Origin of the sequence: Streptomyces sp. MMG1121 (assembly GCF_001280015.1) — a bacterium.
GTDB lineage: Bacteria > Actinomycetota > Actinomycetes > Streptomycetales > Streptomycetaceae > Streptomyces.
The window spans coordinates 41786-55980 of the sequence record NZ_LGDV01000201.1; the positions used below are offsets into that span (position 1 = coordinate 41786).

General features: G+C 75.5%; 14 protein-coding genes. 5 read left to right on the top strand and 9 right to left on the bottom strand.

Annotated features, from left to right (window positions below; translation table 11 throughout):
• Window positions 1–10: 10 nt before the first annotated feature.
• Together ADK64_RS25275 and ADK64_RS46705 are read right to left on the bottom strand one after the other, a co-directional pair.
• Window positions 11–1768, bottom strand: coding sequence for a cation acetate symporter (locus ADK64_RS25275; protein ID WP_053662218.1), 1758 nt, complete (start codon window positions 1766–1768; stop codon window positions 11–13).
• A 43-nt stretch (window positions 1769–1811) separates the two neighbouring features.
• On the bottom strand, window positions 1812–2183 hold the full coding sequence (locus ADK64_RS46705) for a hypothetical protein (protein WP_199829707.1): 372 nt from the start codon (window positions 2181–2183) through the stop codon (window positions 1812–1814).
• Between the two features lie 148 nt (window positions 2184–2331).
• Here ADK64_RS46705 and ADK64_RS25285 point away from each other — a divergent pair, with 148 nt between their 5' ends.
• Entirely contained in the window at window positions 2332–2892 is a 561-nt protein-coding gene (locus tag ADK64_RS25285) for an SMI1/KNR4 family protein (protein WP_053662220.1), read from the top strand.
• A 31-nt stretch (window positions 2893–2923) separates the two neighbouring features.
• On the opposite strand, the gene ADK64_RS25290 is transcribed toward ADK64_RS25285, so the two are convergent.
• The gene (locus ADK64_RS25290) at window positions 2924–3211 is read right to left on the bottom strand and encodes a hypothetical protein (RefSeq protein ID WP_053662222.1); all 288 of its coding nucleotides are present in this window, start codon (window positions 3209–3211) and stop codon (window positions 2924–2926) included.
• Between the two features lie 32 nt (window positions 3212–3243).
• On the bottom strand, window positions 3244–3888 hold the full coding sequence (locus tag ADK64_RS25295; protein WP_053662223.1) for a methyltransferase family protein: 645 nt from the start codon (window positions 3886–3888) through the stop codon (window positions 3244–3246).
• A 183-nt stretch (window positions 3889–4071) separates the two neighbouring features.
• Here ADK64_RS25295 and ADK64_RS25300 point away from each other — a divergent pair, with 183 nt between their 5' ends.
• The 4 genes from ADK64_RS25300 to ADK64_RS25315 all read left to right on the top strand — a co-directional run bounded on the left by ADK64_RS25300 (window position 4072) and on the right by ADK64_RS25315 (window position 7522).
• Window positions 4072–4938, top strand: coding sequence for a hypothetical protein (locus ADK64_RS25300; protein ID WP_159046325.1), 867 nt, complete (start codon window positions 4072–4074; stop codon window positions 4936–4938).
• Window positions 4939–5027: 89 nt separating this feature from the next.
• Window positions 5028–6236 (top strand): hypothetical protein, encoded by a 1209-nt coding sequence (locus ADK64_RS25305; RefSeq protein ID WP_053662227.1) that lies wholly within the window; start codon window positions 5028–5030, stop codon window positions 6234–6236.
• Window positions 6237–6300: 64 nt separating this feature from the next.
• A complete protein-coding gene (locus ADK64_RS25310) occupies window positions 6301–7308 on the top strand; it encodes a radical SAM protein (RefSeq protein ID WP_053662786.1) in 1008 nt (335 codons plus the stop codon).
• Window positions 7309–7312: 4 nt separating this feature from the next.
• Window positions 7313–7522, top strand: coding sequence for a radical SAM-modified peptide, FtsH ternary system-associated (locus ADK64_RS25315; protein ID WP_053662228.1), 210 nt, complete (start codon window positions 7313–7315; stop codon window positions 7520–7522).
• Window positions 7523–7575: 53 nt separating this feature from the next.
• Here the strand turns inward: ADK64_RS25315 and ADK64_RS25320 are convergent, their stop codons facing one another.
• From ADK64_RS25320 to ADK64_RS25340, 5 genes are read right to left on the bottom strand one after another with little or no spacing between them, the layout of a single operon-like run.
• Complete coding sequence (locus tag ADK64_RS25320; RefSeq protein WP_053662230.1) at window positions 7576–10743, bottom strand: hypothetical protein; 3168 nt, start codon at window positions 10741–10743, stop codon at window positions 7576–7578.
• Complete coding sequence (locus ADK64_RS45220) at window positions 10740–12404, bottom strand: hypothetical protein (protein WP_053662232.1); 1665 nt, start codon at window positions 12402–12404, stop codon at window positions 10740–10742. Before ADK64_RS45220 ends, ADK64_RS25320 begins: the two co-directional genes overlap by 4 nt.
• Window positions 12405–12441: 37 nt before the next feature.
• Complete coding sequence (locus tag ADK64_RS25330) at window positions 12442–13116, bottom strand: hypothetical protein (RefSeq protein WP_053662235.1); 675 nt, start codon at window positions 13114–13116, stop codon at window positions 12442–12444.
• Window positions 13113–13379 carry a hypothetical protein gene (locus tag ADK64_RS25335; RefSeq protein ID WP_053662238.1) on the bottom strand — a complete coding sequence of 89 codons (267 nt, stop codon included), beginning with the start codon at window positions 13377–13379 and terminating at the stop codon, window positions 13113–13115. The genes ADK64_RS25330 and ADK64_RS25335 overlap by 4 nt, the downstream gene beginning before the upstream one ends.
• 3 nt (window positions 13380–13382) lie before the next feature.
• Complete coding sequence (locus ADK64_RS25340; protein WP_053662240.1) at window positions 13383–14177, bottom strand: hypothetical protein; 795 nt, start codon at window positions 14175–14177, stop codon at window positions 13383–13385.
• Window positions 14178–14195: the final 18 nt, after the last annotated feature.

The window sequence follows — 14195 nt, forward strand, 5'->3', positions numbered from 1 at the left end:
CGGCGGGGCGTCATGAGGTCGTCACTCCTCGGCGGGTGGTGGGCGCGCCCTGACCGCCCGCCGGGCGTTCGGGCAGGTGGAGGCGGGCCATGACGGCCTCCGTGCCGGCCGGGACCCGGTCCCGGGTGGCGAGGGAGACCAGCACCATGGTCAGGAAGCCGAGCGGCACCGTCCATACGGCGGGCCAGGCGAGCAGGGTGTGCGCCCAGCCGTTCTCCAGCGGTCCGGCGAGGGTGAGGGAGACCGCGACGAACGCGCTGCCACCGCCGGTGAGGAGCCCGGCGATCGCGCCGGGCGCGGTGAGGCCGCGCCACCAGATGCCGAGCACCAGCAGCGGGCAGAAGGACGAGGCGGCCACCGCGAAGGCGAGTCCCACGGCGTTGGCGACGGGCAGCCCGCTGACGGCCGCGCTCACCGTGGCGGGTACGGCGATCGCGAGGAGGGTCGCCAGCCGGAAGTGCCGGACGCCGAGCGAGGGCAGGACGTCCTGGCTGAGCACCCCCGCGACGGACAGGGTGAGTCCGCAGGCCGTGGACAGGAACGCGGCACAGGCACCGGCGGCGATCAGAGCGCCGAGCAACTGGCCGCCGACTCCGCCGACGAGCCGGTCGGGCAGCACGAGGACGGCGGCGTCCGTGTTGCCGGTGAGCAGCAGATCGGGGGCGTAGAGCCGGCCGAGGAGGCCGTAGAGGGGCGGCAGCAGGTAGAAGCCGCCGATCAGCGCGAGGACGATGAGGGTGGTACGGCGGGCGGCACGGCCGTCGGGGTTGGTGTAGAAGCGGACGAGTACATGGGGCAGCCCCATGGTGCCGAGGAACGTGGCGACGATCAGCCCGTACGTCGTGTACAGGGGGTGCTCGTCCCGGCCGCCGGACAGGGGGGTGGCCCAGCTGGAGGCACCGGTGTGCGGGCCGGGGGCGCTCTCCCGTTCGGGCACCGGTGCGTTCGGCGGGAACCGCAGGACCGTACCGGCGCGGATCTCGTGCACGCCGGGGTCCAGCGCGACGCGGCCCTCGGCGTAGCGCTGTCCGTCGACGGCGCCGGTCGCGGTGACGGTCAGCGGCTCGTGGATCCTGATGCGGAGGGTGTTGTCGACGGTGACCTGGGTGTACTGCCGGAACGTCGGCGGCTCGTCCAGGGCGGCGGCCGGACGCGGGTCGCCGTGCCAGGCGACGGCGAGGAAGATCGCGGGCACGAGCAGCGCGGTCAGTTTCAGGCAGTACTGGAAGGCCTGGACGAAGGTGATGCTGCGCATGCCGCCGGCCGCCACGGCCAGGGTGACGACGACCGCGACGAGCACGCCGCCGAGCCAGCGCGGTGCGCTCGTGACGAGGCCCAGGGTGAGGCCCGCGCCCTGGAGCTGGGGCAGCAGATAGAGCCAGCCGACGCCGACGACGAGCACGCTGGCGACACGCCGGGCGGCCCGGGACCGAAGCCGCGACTCGGCGAAGTCGGGCAGTGTGTAGGCGCCGGAGCGGCGCAGGGGCGCGGCGACGAACACGAGCAGGACGAGATAGCCGGCCGTGTAGCCGACGGGGAACCAGAGCATGTCGACGCCCTGGGCGGCGACGAGTCCGGCGATGCCGAGGAACGAGGCCGCCGAGAGGTACTCGCCGCTGATCGCCATGGCGTTGAGGTACGGCGGAACGGTGCGGGAGGCGACGTAGAAGTCCGAGGTGGTGCGGGAGATGCGCAGTCCCGTCGAACCGATCACGAGGGTCGCGACGATCGCGGCGGACACGGCCACGATGCCGTACGTCTGGCTCACCCGGCCGCCCCCGGTGTGCGGTCGGCGCGCTGCCGGGCGTCGGTCACCGTCGGGCCCTTTCCGCGTGGTCCGCCGCGTCCCGTTCGTTGCGTTCGGCGCGGACGACGTACCACCGGCCGAGGAGCAGGAGCGCGGGATAGGCGGCGACGCCGAGGACGGCCCAGACGACGAGGGCGCCGACGGGCCGGGTCCCGGGATCGGGCAGCGCCCGGAAGGCGAGGGGCAGCAACCCGAGCAGGGCGACGAGCAGGCCGAACATCGAAAGAGCCAGGCGCAGTTGACGGCGCATCAGTGATCTGTGGGCGGTGGCGCCGACCGTCGGGGGATCGTCGTACGCGCGGACCGGGCGGGCGGGGCGGGACGTCGCCGGGGTTCCCGTGACCACTTCACGCCGAGGAGTCCCGGGTGCACCCATGTCACGTCCTCCGACTGCGAAGATCACGCTTCGCAGTGGAGTGTACGCACCGGGAAACCCATGGGACAGGTTCCGTTCACACCCCGAGCGGCGATCCGCGGGCGCCGGCGGCGGTCCGGACCTCGGCGCCGGATGGTATGCATGCCGGATGGACAGTGAACAGGCGGATCCCGCGGAGCTGGCGGCGCTTCGGGCGGCGTTCGGCGTCGGCGTCGGTGCCGAGTCGGCGCTCGGCTGGGAGGCGGTCCGCGCCTTCGAGGCGGACCACGGGATCGTGCTGCCCGAGCCGTATCGGACGTTTGTCGCCGAGATGAGGGACGGTTCACCGGCGGGGCCGCCGGAGTACGGGCTGCTGCCGGTGGCGGAGCTGCCGGACGACTGGGGCGGGGCCGAGCGGGAACGCGATCTGGGCAAGCCCTTCCCGTTGACCCGGGCATGGGTGTGGGAGGGAGACTCGGACCCCTCCGAGGACTGCGACGAGATCCTCGAACAGGTCTACGACCACGGCTCCGTCGTGCTGGGCACGGACGGCTGCGCGATGAACTGGCACCTCGTCGTCACCGGCCCGCACCGAGGACATGTGTGGCAGATCAGCGACGTCGGTGCCGCTCCCTTCGGTGCGCCGTTCGGGTTCACCACCGGTGAGCCCGGCTTCGCCGGCTGGGTCCGGCACTGGGCGGCGAACAGACCCTGGTTCGACGCCGTGTGACCCTCCGCCGGCGCGGCCAGCCGCAGGCCGGTCAGGCCGGGTCCGCCCCGGCGACGACCTCTCGCAGCCGCTCCACCGACGGCAGGCCGCCCACCCGGCACGACAGGCTCGGTTCCTGGCCCGGGCGGGCGAACGGGTCGGCACCGTCGACCAGCAGGGTCGGTGAGCCGTGCATCCCGAGGCGCTCGGCCTGCTCCGGGTCCGCCACCTCGCGCCAGGTCACGGTGACGTCGTCACGGCCCTGAAGGGCGAGAGCCAGCCGCTCGCCCAGCGGCGCGGCGTGGGGGCACTCGGGCACCACCAGGACGGTCAGTTCCATGGGTGCAGCGTAGCTCCGCGCGGGGACGCCGCTCACGGACGCACGCCCGGCCCCTGATACACGCCGCCGATCCGGCGCGGGCGTATCAGGGGGATCAGGGCCGGGACCTCCGCGCGGTAGGCGGCGTAGGCGGCGCCGAACTGTCCGGCCATCATGCCGTCCTCGACCCGGACCCGGCGCAGCAGCCAGGGGACGGCGACCACGAGATACGCCGTCCAGACGCCGAAGCCGCAGGCCAGCATGGCGCCGATGAGGAGGCCCAGCAGCCCGGTGTAGATGGGGTGGCGGACCAGGCGGTAGGGCCCGTCCGTGCGCAGCTCGTGGTGTTCCTGGACCATCGGGACGCTGGCCCACATCGTGCCCAGCACCCAGCGGGCCCACAGCAGCAGGCCGGTCGAGGCGAGGGCGAGCAGGGTGCCCAGCACCGCCAGCTCCGGCTGCCAGTACTCCAGATGACGCCACAAGCCCCGGGAGTGCCCGACCAGCACCGAGAACACGTACACCCCCGCGATCAGCAGCAGCCGGCGCGGCAGGGAGCGGCGCAGCCCGCGCAGCCAGCCGCGCGGACCGGACTCGCTCCTGAGTCCGAAATAGAGCGCGCCGGCGATCCAGGCCGCGAGGAAGACCACGAGGCAGACGACGGTGATCAGGACCAGTGCCGAGTGAAGAGTGCCCATGTCCCAAGGCTGCTCCGCGGATCCGGTCGATCACCACCACCCGCGGGTCGATGGAGAGCTCTCCACCGGTCTCCATCCACGGATGGAGAACCCTGAGGCGACCCCGGAGGCGAACGTCAACTGCCAAGCAGAACAAGGCGGTTCTGGCGTGTCCCGGTGATGCCGCTGCTAGCCTGCGCGCAGATGCCCGGGTCGGACAGGGAGGAGCTGAGCGCCATGGTCCAAGCGTTCGCCGTGTACCGGGACGCCCTGCGCGAGGCGTGGGGCGACTGGTGGCTGACCTGGCCCCTGATCCAGAGCGTCGCCGTGGGGGACGTGCTGCACGACGCCCGGGGAGCCGTCCGCGCGGCCGGGACGCTCGGCGACCGGCGGATCGCGTTCACGCAGACCGCGCCCGCGGCCCGGGGCGCGTTCGTGCACGACGCCGGGGGCGGGATCGACGTCCGGTTCAAGGTGTCCGGCGCCACGGACCCGCTGTTCTCCGCCCTCGTCGACGCGGACGCCGGTGTGCTGCTGCGGTTCGCCCGGGAGCGGGCCGCGCTGGTGGCGTACCGCGGCATGACCGGCAGCGGGATGGCCGACACCCGCGATCTGGCCGCCTCGCTCGTGCGCCGCTACTGGGAGGGCCGGTGGGACGCCGGTCTGCTCGCCGTGACGGAGGTGGTCCGGGCCGAGGCCGCCGCCGTGCTCGTGGCGGCCTCGGCGGGCGCGGCCGTCGAACTGCGCCTGGCCACGTCCGTCGGCGCCGGGCCGCTGTCCCTGCTCGACCTGGCGGGCTCGGCGCGGGTCGCGGGCAGCCGGCACCTGGGCTTCCAGTGGATCGGCGAGGCCGTCACGCCTCTCTTCCGGGTCGTTCGGCTGCGGAGCACCTGGCTGGGCGGGGTGCGCGAGGAGTTCGGGCCCGTCCAGCCCGGGCGCGGCCTGGACGCCGAGCCGGTACCGCCCGTGCTGCTGGAGCAGGCCGGCGACGACCCCCGCGCCGTACTCGAGTCCCCGCCGCAGCCGGTCGAGCCCCTCACGGCGGCCGAGTCCGTCGAGGACGTGTCCTGACCTCCCCGGCCCCGCTCTCCGACCGGCGCGCCGCCGCCCGCGAGCACGCCGTCGCCGGGCTGGAGGAGGAACTGCGCCAGTGGGCGGCCGTGAGCCGCGCGGGCGGGCCGCTGGAGAAGCACCGCAGTCAACTCGACGCGGTCGGCGCGCTGCTGGGCGCCGTCCTGGTCGACGTGCGGGCCCGGCTCGCGGACGGGCGCGGCGCCGAGGTACCCGGCCGGGTCCTGGATCTGCACCACGTGTGGGACTTCTACCGCACCCGGTTCCTGCTGCGCCGCGTGCGTGAGTACCGACGCTGCCTGGACGTCGCCGACGAACTGGCCTGGGAGTGCTACGGCCCGGTCCTCGGGCTCGCCGGGTCCCCGCCGAAGGAGCCGCCGCTGGTCGGCTTCAGCCGGGCGGCCTCACCACGGGCCCACCGGCGGGGCAGCGCCTACCACGATCTGCTGCCCCGGGGCGGCATCCACACCCGCGAGGGCCGTCAGGCGGCCGCACGGCTGCCGTTCCCGGTGATCGACGTGCCCTGGTCCTTCGGCTCGCACCTGCCCGCCCTGCTGACCGTGGCGCACGAGGCCGCCCACCACATCGACGACGACTGCGGCCTCGGTCCCGGGATCCGCGACCGGATCGCCGCCGCCGGCCTGCCCCCGGACCGCGTCGTGCACTGGACGCGCTGGTCGGGCGAGGCGTTCGCCGACGTGTGCGCCGCCGTGCTGTGCGGGCCCGCCTACGCCGCCGTACTCGCCGAACTGCTCGAAGACACCGGGGACGGTGTGGACGAGCGGGACTTCGACGGCCCGCACCCGCCGCCCCCGGCCCGGGTACGGCTCGCCGCTGCCGCCGCCCGTCTGGCCGGACACGCGGACGCGCGGGACGACGGGGGTGGCCGTGAAGCAGACCTCGTGGCTGGGGCGTTGGTGACGGGCGGCTGGTCCGGGCTGCGCGGGCTCTCGCTCGCCCAACTGCTCGCCCCGGCCCGTGCATCCGGTGGCCCGGACGCCTCAGCGGGGGCCCGGCGGCTGCTGGCCGGGGGCCCGTCCCGGTGCTCCTCGGCGGCCGGGGTGCTGGCCGCGGCCGCCCTCGCCTTCCAGCGCGACCCGGCCGCGTACGACCGGCAGGACGTCGGCGAGCGGGCCGTGGCCGAGGTGCTGCGGCTACGGACCGCCGGCACCCGCGCCGGAGCCGCGCCGGACCCGGGCGACGAGGAGCCGCGCCGTCGCGCCCACACCGAGGCGGGCCATGCCGTCCTCGCCGCACTCGACGCCACGGCTGGGTCAACTCATCCGATTTCTCCGTGAGTTGGCAGGAGCTGAAGGTACGCTGGGGCGAGCGCGCCGACCGGACGGGGGACGGCAGATGGGGATGCGGTGGACACCGGCGGTCCTGCACCGGGAGCGGCACGGGCGGATGCAGTGCGTGCTGTGTCCCTTCCGGTGTTCGCTGAAGGACGGCGAGACGGGTCTGTGCGGGGTGCGCCGGCGGTCCGGTGACCGGCTGGAGACGGCGACGTTCGCGTCGTCCGTACGGCACTGGGACACCGTCGAGCGCAAGCCGCTCTACCACTACCGGCCGGGCACCCCCTGTCTCACCCTCGCCGCGCCCGGCTGCACCTTCGCCTGTGACTACTGCATCAACCACCGTATGTCCCAGTACGGCCGTGAGGACTCCGTCCGCTGGGACGCCGAGCCGGTGGACCCCGAGGACGTGACCGCCCAGGCCGCCGCGCGCGCGGGCTGTGTCGCGATCTCCTACACCGAGCCCTCGCTCGCCATCGAACTCACCGCCGCCCTCGCCGAGTCGGGCCGCCCGCTCGGGGTGGACGTGGTCTGGAAGAGCAACGGCTTCCTCACCCCCGAGGCCGTCGACCTCGCGGCACGCCATGTCGCCGCGGTCAACATCGACGTGAAGACCCTCGACGAACGCGACCACCGCGAACTCACCGGGGCCCGGCCGGGTCCCGTGCTCGACACGCTGGCCGGGCTGCGCGAACGAGGGGTCTGGGTGGAGGTGTCGACCCCGCTGATCCCCGGACTCACCGCCGGGCCCGGCACCCTGCGGCCGATCGCCCGCGCGCTGGCCGCGCTGGACCCGGCGATCCCCTGGCACCTGGTCCGGGCCACCCCCGCCCACCGGCGCACCGGCCACGCGCCCACACCGGTGGCCGATCTCGCGGCCGGGGTGCGGATCGGGCACGAGGCGGGGCTGCGGCACGTGTATGTGGAACGGGCCCTGGGCGCGGACGGCCGGGCCACCCGGTGCTCGGGGTGCGGTACGACCGTGGTGGCCCGGGCGATCTGGGCGCTGGGCGGGAACGTTCTCGAGGGCGACAGGTGTCCGCGGTGCGGCACCGCGGTGGAGGGACGCTGGTGACACGATGACCGAGTACCGGATGGTCGAGGACATCCCCGACCTGATCCAGCCCGAGGAGTACGAGGAGCATCCCGAAGGGCGGCTGGTGCGGATCAGCATCCGTGTCGACGGCGGCGGGGTCCAGGTGCTCGGCGACGCCTTCCGGCCCGAGGTGCTGGAGCAGTTGCTGGAGACGCTGGGTCCCGACGCGATCGAGCAGATGCTCTGCGGCTGACCGGCCCGCCGACAGCCGTCAGCCATCAGACGTCAGTCGTCAGTCGTCAGCCGTCAGTCGTCCGACAGCAGCGCCGTCAGCGCCGCCCGCAGTTCCTCCGGCGAGGGCTCCGGCGGCAGCACCTGGCGGTGCCGGGCGGGCTCGCGCCACGGGACGTGCGGGTAGTGCACGCGCAGTTCCCGCAGACCCGGCCGGGGCACGGGCCGCAGGTAGGGATGCGACAGCAGCACCATCCGGGGCGGCCCCGACAGGTCCGCGGTGAGCCGGGCGGCGACCACCTCGGCCTCCCGGAACGCCGTCGGCACGTCGCCCTCCGCCAGCGGGCCCGCGGCCCACACGTGGACCAGGTCCTCCGGGCCCAGCAGGGTCCGCGACCGCCATGGCTCGCCGAGCGGCACCAGGGCGCACGGACGCCCCAGCCGGAGCACGGTGACGGCCATCAGATGGGCGGCCAGCCGCAGGACGGAGCCGACCTTGCCGTGGGTGGCGGGCGTGTCGTCCAGCACCAGCACCAGCCCGTGCGGATCGCGCGGCAGCCGGCCGCTGCTGGTGCGGTAGAGCAGCTCGTCCCGGGCGTGCCGAGCCCGCAACAGATCGGTGGGCAGGGCGAGTTGGGTGGGCAGCAGCCGGTTGGCCGAGCCGTGCCGGGCGAGCCCCGAACGGCCGGTGCCGCCGGCCCCGCCCATGGCCAGCCCGGTGTCGCCGTCCAGCAGTCTGAGGCCCAGCAGGGCGCGCTGGGCGGGGCCGGGCGGGGTGAGGGAGAGCGGCAGCCGGCGCATCCGGGCCGGCAGGGTGGGATCGACGGCCACCGCCTCGGGGCCGAGGATGCGCAGGAGCGCCACCAGCCGGTCGTCCACCGTGCCCAGCGCGGCGGTCAGTTCGGTGAGGGCCGGCGCGGACCCGCGGGCGGGGATCGAGGAGCCGGCCAGCGCCCGGCCCAGGGCCTGGGCGAGGTCGGCGGGGGTGACCTCGGGCGGGGCGAGATAGGCCGGGGCGGCGGGCAGGTCGGCGACCAGCAACAGTGCCAGTCCCGCCAACGCGGGTCCCGGCCAGCCCAGTTCGCGCAGGGCGTGCAGACCCCGGTGGTCGGCCAGGGTGCGCAGCCGGGGCGGGGTGCTGCCGCGCAGCAGTGACAGTACGTCGCCGAGCTGGTCCAGCGGCACGCCGAAGCCGTGGGCGGCCGTGAGCACGCCGAGGCGGACCAGTTCCTCCTGGCCGCTCGGCGGGACCGGTGCCGCGGCGGTGCGGTGGCCGCCGGTGAACAGTTCCCACAGGACCGCGGCGCCCGAGTTGTAGGTGGCCGCGAGCTGGTCGCCGACCGGTGACCAGCGCAGGGTCCACAGATGTCCGCCGGCCCCGTCCGGCGGGACGAGCAGCCGGATGCGGCGGGGCTCGTCCGTGTCCCAGACCTCGGCCACGGAGTCCTGTCCGGCGGCGGGAAAGGCCAGCAGCCGGGAATCGGCGCACCAGGACAGCGCCGGTGCCCAGTCCCGGCCGCCGGCCTCGCCGAACGTCTTCCGGCGCTGCCAGCCGCCGGTGTCCCAGACCACGACCGGGCCGCCGGCGCTGCCCCCGGTCGCGGCGAGCCGGCTGCCGTCCGGGGACCAGGCCACCCGGCACACCATGGCCTGTGGATCGGGCCAGTCCAGTACCCGTACGCGTCGGCAGCGGCCGGTGGCGCCGGCGCTCCAGACGATCACCCGGCCGCGGGTGCCGGCCGCGAGGAGACGGCCGTCCGGGGACCAGGCGGGCCGGCGCACCCCGTCCTCCACGGGCAGCCGCTGCGGCCCGCCGCTGTCCCGCGCGAGGTCGTGCACCAGCAGTTGGCGGGGGTCCGGGCCGGGCTCGGGCACCGCCCAGCGCAGGGGGCGCACCGGGTCGGCGGCGACCGCCTGGCCCGCCGTGCGCTCGGCGAGCACGGCACCGCCGTGCGGGTCCACCAGCCGGTTGACGCCCTGTTCGCAGTGGGCGGCCAGCACCAGCACCGGGCGGTCTCCGGCCAGACAGGCGGCGTCGTAGCAGCCGTGCGGGAAGCTCGGCACCGGGGTCTGGCCGAGCGGTTCGGTGGCGTCGGCGGCGTACTCCAGGAGGCGGCCGGGGCCGGACTCGCACCAGTGCCCCGCGCCGTCGGGCGACCAGACGAGGACGGGTGCGACACAGCCGAGCCCGGCCGCCGACAGCCGCAGTGCGCGCAGCACGCCCGGGGGCCGTTCGCCGGTGCGGGTGTGGACCTTGCCGACGGTGACGCCCATCGCGTTGGCCCAGCGGTGCAGTGCGGCCGGGTCCCGGCGCCGGTGTGCCCGTGGCACCGCGCCGGACGGCTCCCACACCGCCACGGTGTCCGCGTCGAGCCGGGCGGCGAACAGTCCGCTCGCCGACAGACTCAGCTCGCCGGGGCCGGTGACCCGGCCGGACAGCCGGCCCAGCAGGTCCAGGCGCGGGCCGAGGACCCGCAGTCCTTCCAGCGCGGAGCCGGCGATCAGCAGCGAGCCGTCGTGGCTGAACGTCAGCGCGTTCATGCGGTACGGCACGAACTCCCGCGCCAGTTCCCGGCCGGAGCCCGGATCCAGCAGCCGCAGTCCCGCGTAGTCCTCCACCGCGATCACCCGCCCCTCCGGGGAGCACGCCACCCGGCGCAGCCCCTCGAACAGCCCGCCGAGCGTGCCGGTCATGGTGGCGCCGTGCGGTTCCCACAGCTGCGCGGAGGTCGCCGTGGCCACGCAGAGGGTGTCCTGCCGGCCCGGGATCCAGCTCACGTCGACCACCGGGTCCACCCCGCGCAGCCGGGTCACCGTGCCGTCGGCGCGATACAGCAGGAGGACGTCGCCCGAAGCGAGCCCGGCCGCGAGGTGCCGGGCGTCGGGCGAGAGGGCCAGGGCCGTGATGCCGGCCTCGGCGTCCAGGGCCGGGGGGAGTTCGACGGGCTCTCCGGTGTCGGCGTCGAGGAGGACCAGCCGGCCGGCGCCGAGCAGGAACAGCCGGTCGCCCTCGGGGCTCCACACCGCCGCGTCGGTGTCCGGGTGCCCCGCGGTGCCGGGCGTCGGGCCGGGCCAGGGCAGCCGCCACACGACGCGTCCCTCGTCGTCGTAGCGCACGACGTCGTCGCCGTGCGGCACGACCAGTCCGGTGCCGTCGGGCGACAGGCACAGGCAGCGGGCGTCCGGCGCGGGCACGGTGAGGATCTGCTGGGCGCTCCAGGCGCCCGCGGCCGGTGTGCTCACAGGTCCTCGCCCAGGTCGGCGGCGGCCCGCTCGTACATCTGGGCGGCGCGCTGGAAGTGGCCCGCCTGTTCCAGCAGTTCGGCGGCCTTGCGATACTCGCCGCGCAGGGAGTGCTCCATGGCGGCCTGGTTGAGCCGCCGCCGTTCGGCCTCGGGGGTGCGGGGCGCGGTGGGTGCGCTGGGCTCCGGTTCGGGTACGACGGCGGCGAGCCGCTCCAGCGCCTCCTGCGCGGGGTGGGACAGCCCGGTGGCGAAGACGGGCGGCTCGGGCACCCACAGATGCCAGGCGGGCCGTACGTCCTCCAGGCGCAGCCGCCAGGCTCCGTCCCGGCACAGCACCGTGATCACGTCCGGGCCGAGGCCGAGCACCTCGTCGCGGGCGGTGTCCGGCAGCGGCGGGTTGAGGACGCAGCCGCTCTCCAGATAGAGGGCGCCGGGTCCGGCCTGGTGGACGGGTACGCCGAAGGGCAGGGCCTGGCACAGTCCGGGCGGCTCGGTCACCAGATGCCGGCCCGGTCCGAAGGCGACCACGGCGGTCTCGTGCAGCGGCCGGGAGCGCAGGAAGCGGCGCAGCAGGTCGAGTTCGCCGTCCGCGACCAGTACGGCGTCGACCCGGTGGGGCGCCCGCGCGCTGGTGACCAGGCGGACCGGCAGCGCGGGCCCGAGGGCGGGCACGGGCACCGGGGTGCGCACGGGCACGGCGGGGCTCAACACCGGCCGTGCGTCGAGGAGTTCGCTCGCGGCCTGGTCGCCGAGCGGCCGCCACTCCCAGGGCGGACCGGACACGGCGCGCTCCACGACGAGGTGCCGGCCGGGGGGGATGTCCTCCAGAAGCACCGCGTCGTCCAGGGGCAACCGCAGCCGCAGGTCGATGAGGAGCCGGCCGTCCGGGTCCGCTGCCCGGCAGGCCACCGTCCCCGGGAGCCGGCCGCACGCCTCGACCAGTCCGGCGGGTACGGCGCCGGACGCGGCGTCCAGCCGGAGCAGCAGCCAGCCCCGGTCGGCGCGGCCGTCCGCGTCGAGGCGTTCGACGGGCTGGAAGGTGGTCGCCACCCCGGTGGCCAGGCAGCGGCGCAGCAGCCAGCGGGCGAGGGCGCCCGGCGCGAGGACGGCGATCTCCTTCAGGCCCGGGGGCGGGGTGTCCTCGGGGCTGTACGCGGTGAGTTCGGCGAGGGACACCGGGTCCCATCGGGCCAGGGCGGAGAGGGTTCCGAAGGCCTGCGGGACCTGCCCGCGGGGCGGGTCGGGCCACAACAGGCCGTCGGTGTCCGCGTGGAAGACGAGACCGCCGTATGCGGGAACGAGCGGCAGGCCCGGCTGGTGTTCGGGGCTGAGCAGGGTCCACAGGGACTGGTCGTGGGGCGATCTGCGCAGGGCGCGCGGACCCAGTTCCACCGTCGCCGCGACATGCCCGAGGGCGGCCCGGACGGAGGGGAAGCGGACCGCGGCCGACCAGCCGGGCGGCCCGCCCACCTCTCCGGGATCGGGGGCCGGTGGTTCGTCGGGCGGCCCGGGCGGCGTGCCGTGGCCGGGCGGGGGCAGCTTGACCGCGGTGAAGCGGGGCAGCGGCTCGGCGGGCGGGGGCGGAACGGGCGGAGCGGGTGGCTGGGCGGGAAACACGAACGGGAACGGCCGCTTCTTGCGCCGCCAAGGAGTGGTCATGGGTCCCCCGATGGACGGATCTGGTGGTACCGCTCGCCTAGGCCGGGGCCGCACCTGGCGGGGCGGGCCCGGCGGGCACGCCGGTGGTGTCGCCCAGGTTCCGGGCGGCCCAGTGCTGCCAGCGGTCGGCACAGCCGCCGACGCCGGCCCGGTAGGAGGCGGCGAAGACGAGGGCGCCGAGGTCCGGGCGGTGCATGTGGTCGGCCGCGGTGACCGCCCACAGCTCGACCTCGGCCCGCTCCCGGGCCGGGGCGAGCGAGCCGATACGGTCCGGTACGCCCGTGATGGTGCGCAGCAGCGGGGCGCTCTCGCCGTAGGCCCGGGCGGTGGCCAGTTGCCGGCCGATCCGGCGTCGCAGCCCTTCACCCGGTGTCTGCGCCCGTGCGGCCGCGAACAGTTGCTCGGCGGTGGCGAAGGACCGGGTGCGGGTGACCAGGGTCCAGCCGGCGCGCAGCAGATCGCCGCCCTCCTCGAAGCACACGGCGGCCGCCTCGAACCGGCGCGCGGACAACAGGCATTCGCCGGCCCGGCTCGGCCGGCGGGCGCGCGTCCAGCAGTCGGCGGCGCGCGCCGGGTCGCCCGCCTGCTCCCACAGTTCGGCCGCCTTCAGCGGGTGGCCGGCCTCGTCGTGGCAGCGGGCGGCCTGGGCGTAGTCGCCGGTCTGCTCGTAGCAGTGGGCGGCGCGCACCAGGAGGTCGGGCGGCCGCGTCATTCGTGGGCGCGTTCCCGCTCGGGGCGCTCGCTCGCCGGCTGTTCGGACTGCGCGTGCAGCCCCGGGGCCGGCTCCCGCTCGCGGTCCGGGACGGCCTCGTCCACCCCCGGCCGGCGGTCCAGCACCCGGCCGATGCCGTAGGCGATCTCGTCGTGGGTGGCGTCGTGGTCGCCGATCCGGGTGGTGCGGCCGATGTCGTCCACCCGGAACAGCTCGACCTCGCCGGTCTCGGCGTTGTACCGGAACTCGACCCTGACCCGCATCGCTCAGGCCTCCATCTCGAACTGGATGTTGAGCATCCCGTCCGTCTCGTCGACGCGCAGGTCCTGTACGCCGTGCTCGCGGGCGTACGCCACGATGGCGTCGCGGTAGGCCACGGCCAGGATCTCGTGGACCGGGCGCAGGAAGGCGGTCCGGGCGTCCCGCAGCCGGGCCTCGGCGTCGCGTTCGAGTTCTTCGCGGCGCCGGCCCGCGTCCGCGACGGCCCGGCGTTCGGCCTCCGCGTGGGCCTCGGCGTCGATCTCGTCACGCTGGTCCGCCAGCCGGCGCTGTCCGGCCAGCCGCTCCCGTTCCTCCTCGCGGGCGATCTGCTCCGCCGCCTCGCGCTCCGCGCGCTCCTTGGCCCCGGCGTGAGCGGTGCGTTCGGCCACCGACCTGCTCAGGCCGGCCCAGTTGTCGTCGAAGTACTTCGCGGTCTCCTCGGCGGTGGCGTTCACCTCCACCGTGCCGTGCAGGGTGCGGGTGACCTCGGCCTCGGCGGTGACGACGTCGGTGAGCCGGGCGGTCATCTCGATCTCACCGCTGTCGAGGTGGTAGACGATCGCGCCGCCGTCCATCTCGAGCCGGTAGCCGCCGTCCTGCCAGGCCCACCGGGTGTCGGTGCCGAGTGCGGACTCGAAGGCCCGGCGGGCCGGGGCGCCGAGCAGGGACCCGAACTCCTGGCGCAGGGTGGCCTCCGCGGCCACCTCGGTGCTGGCCTGGGCCGTGCGGCTGAGCTCTTCCTGCCACATGCGGGTGAGCCGGCTGGAGGCCCGGACGCGGACGCGTCGGGGATTGCACATGGTGGGATACCCCCTCGT

Excerpts from the sequence above, each read along its gene's own strand:
- ADK64_RS25310 (WP_053662786.1), top strand. The coding sequence starts at position 6,301 with ATGCGGTGGACACCGGCGGTCCTGCACCGGGAGCGGCACGGGCGGATG.
- ADK64_RS25295 (WP_053662223.1), bottom strand. The coding sequence starts at position 3,888 with ATGGGCACTCTTCACTCGGCACTGGTCCTGATCACCGTCGTCTGCCTC.
- ADK64_RS46705 (WP_199829707.1), bottom strand. The coding sequence starts at position 2,183 with ATGGGTGCACCCGGGACTCCTCGGCGTGAAGTGGTCACGGGAACCCCG.
- ADK64_RS25335 (WP_053662238.1), bottom strand. The coding sequence starts at position 13,379 with ATGCGGGTCAGGGTCGAGTTCCGGTACAACGCCGAGACCGGCGAGGTC.
- ADK64_RS25330 (WP_053662235.1), bottom strand. The coding sequence starts at position 13,116 with ATGACGCGGCCGCCCGACCTCCTGGTGCGCGCCGCCCACTGCTACGAG.
- ADK64_RS25290 (WP_053662222.1), bottom strand. The coding sequence starts at position 3,211 with ATGGAACTGACCGTCCTGGTGGTGCCCGAGTGCCCCCACGCCGCGCCG.
- ADK64_RS25340 (WP_053662240.1), bottom strand. The coding sequence starts at position 14,177 with ATGTGCAATCCCCGACGCGTCCGCGTCCGGGCCTCCAGCCGGCTCACC.
- ADK64_RS25285 (WP_053662220.1), top strand. The coding sequence starts at position 2,332 with ATGGACAGTGAACAGGCGGATCCCGCGGAGCTGGCGGCGCTTCGGGCG.
- ADK64_RS25300 (WP_159046325.1), top strand. The coding sequence starts at position 4,072 with ATGCCCGGGTCGGACAGGGAGGAGCTGAGCGCCATGGTCCAAGCGTTC.
- ADK64_RS25315 (WP_053662228.1), top strand. The coding sequence starts at position 7,313 with ATGACCGAGTACCGGATGGTCGAGGACATCCCCGACCTGATCCAGCCC.
- ADK64_RS45220 (WP_053662232.1), bottom strand. The coding sequence starts at position 12,404 with ATGACCACTCCTTGGCGGCGCAAGAAGCGGCCGTTCCCGTTCGTGTTT.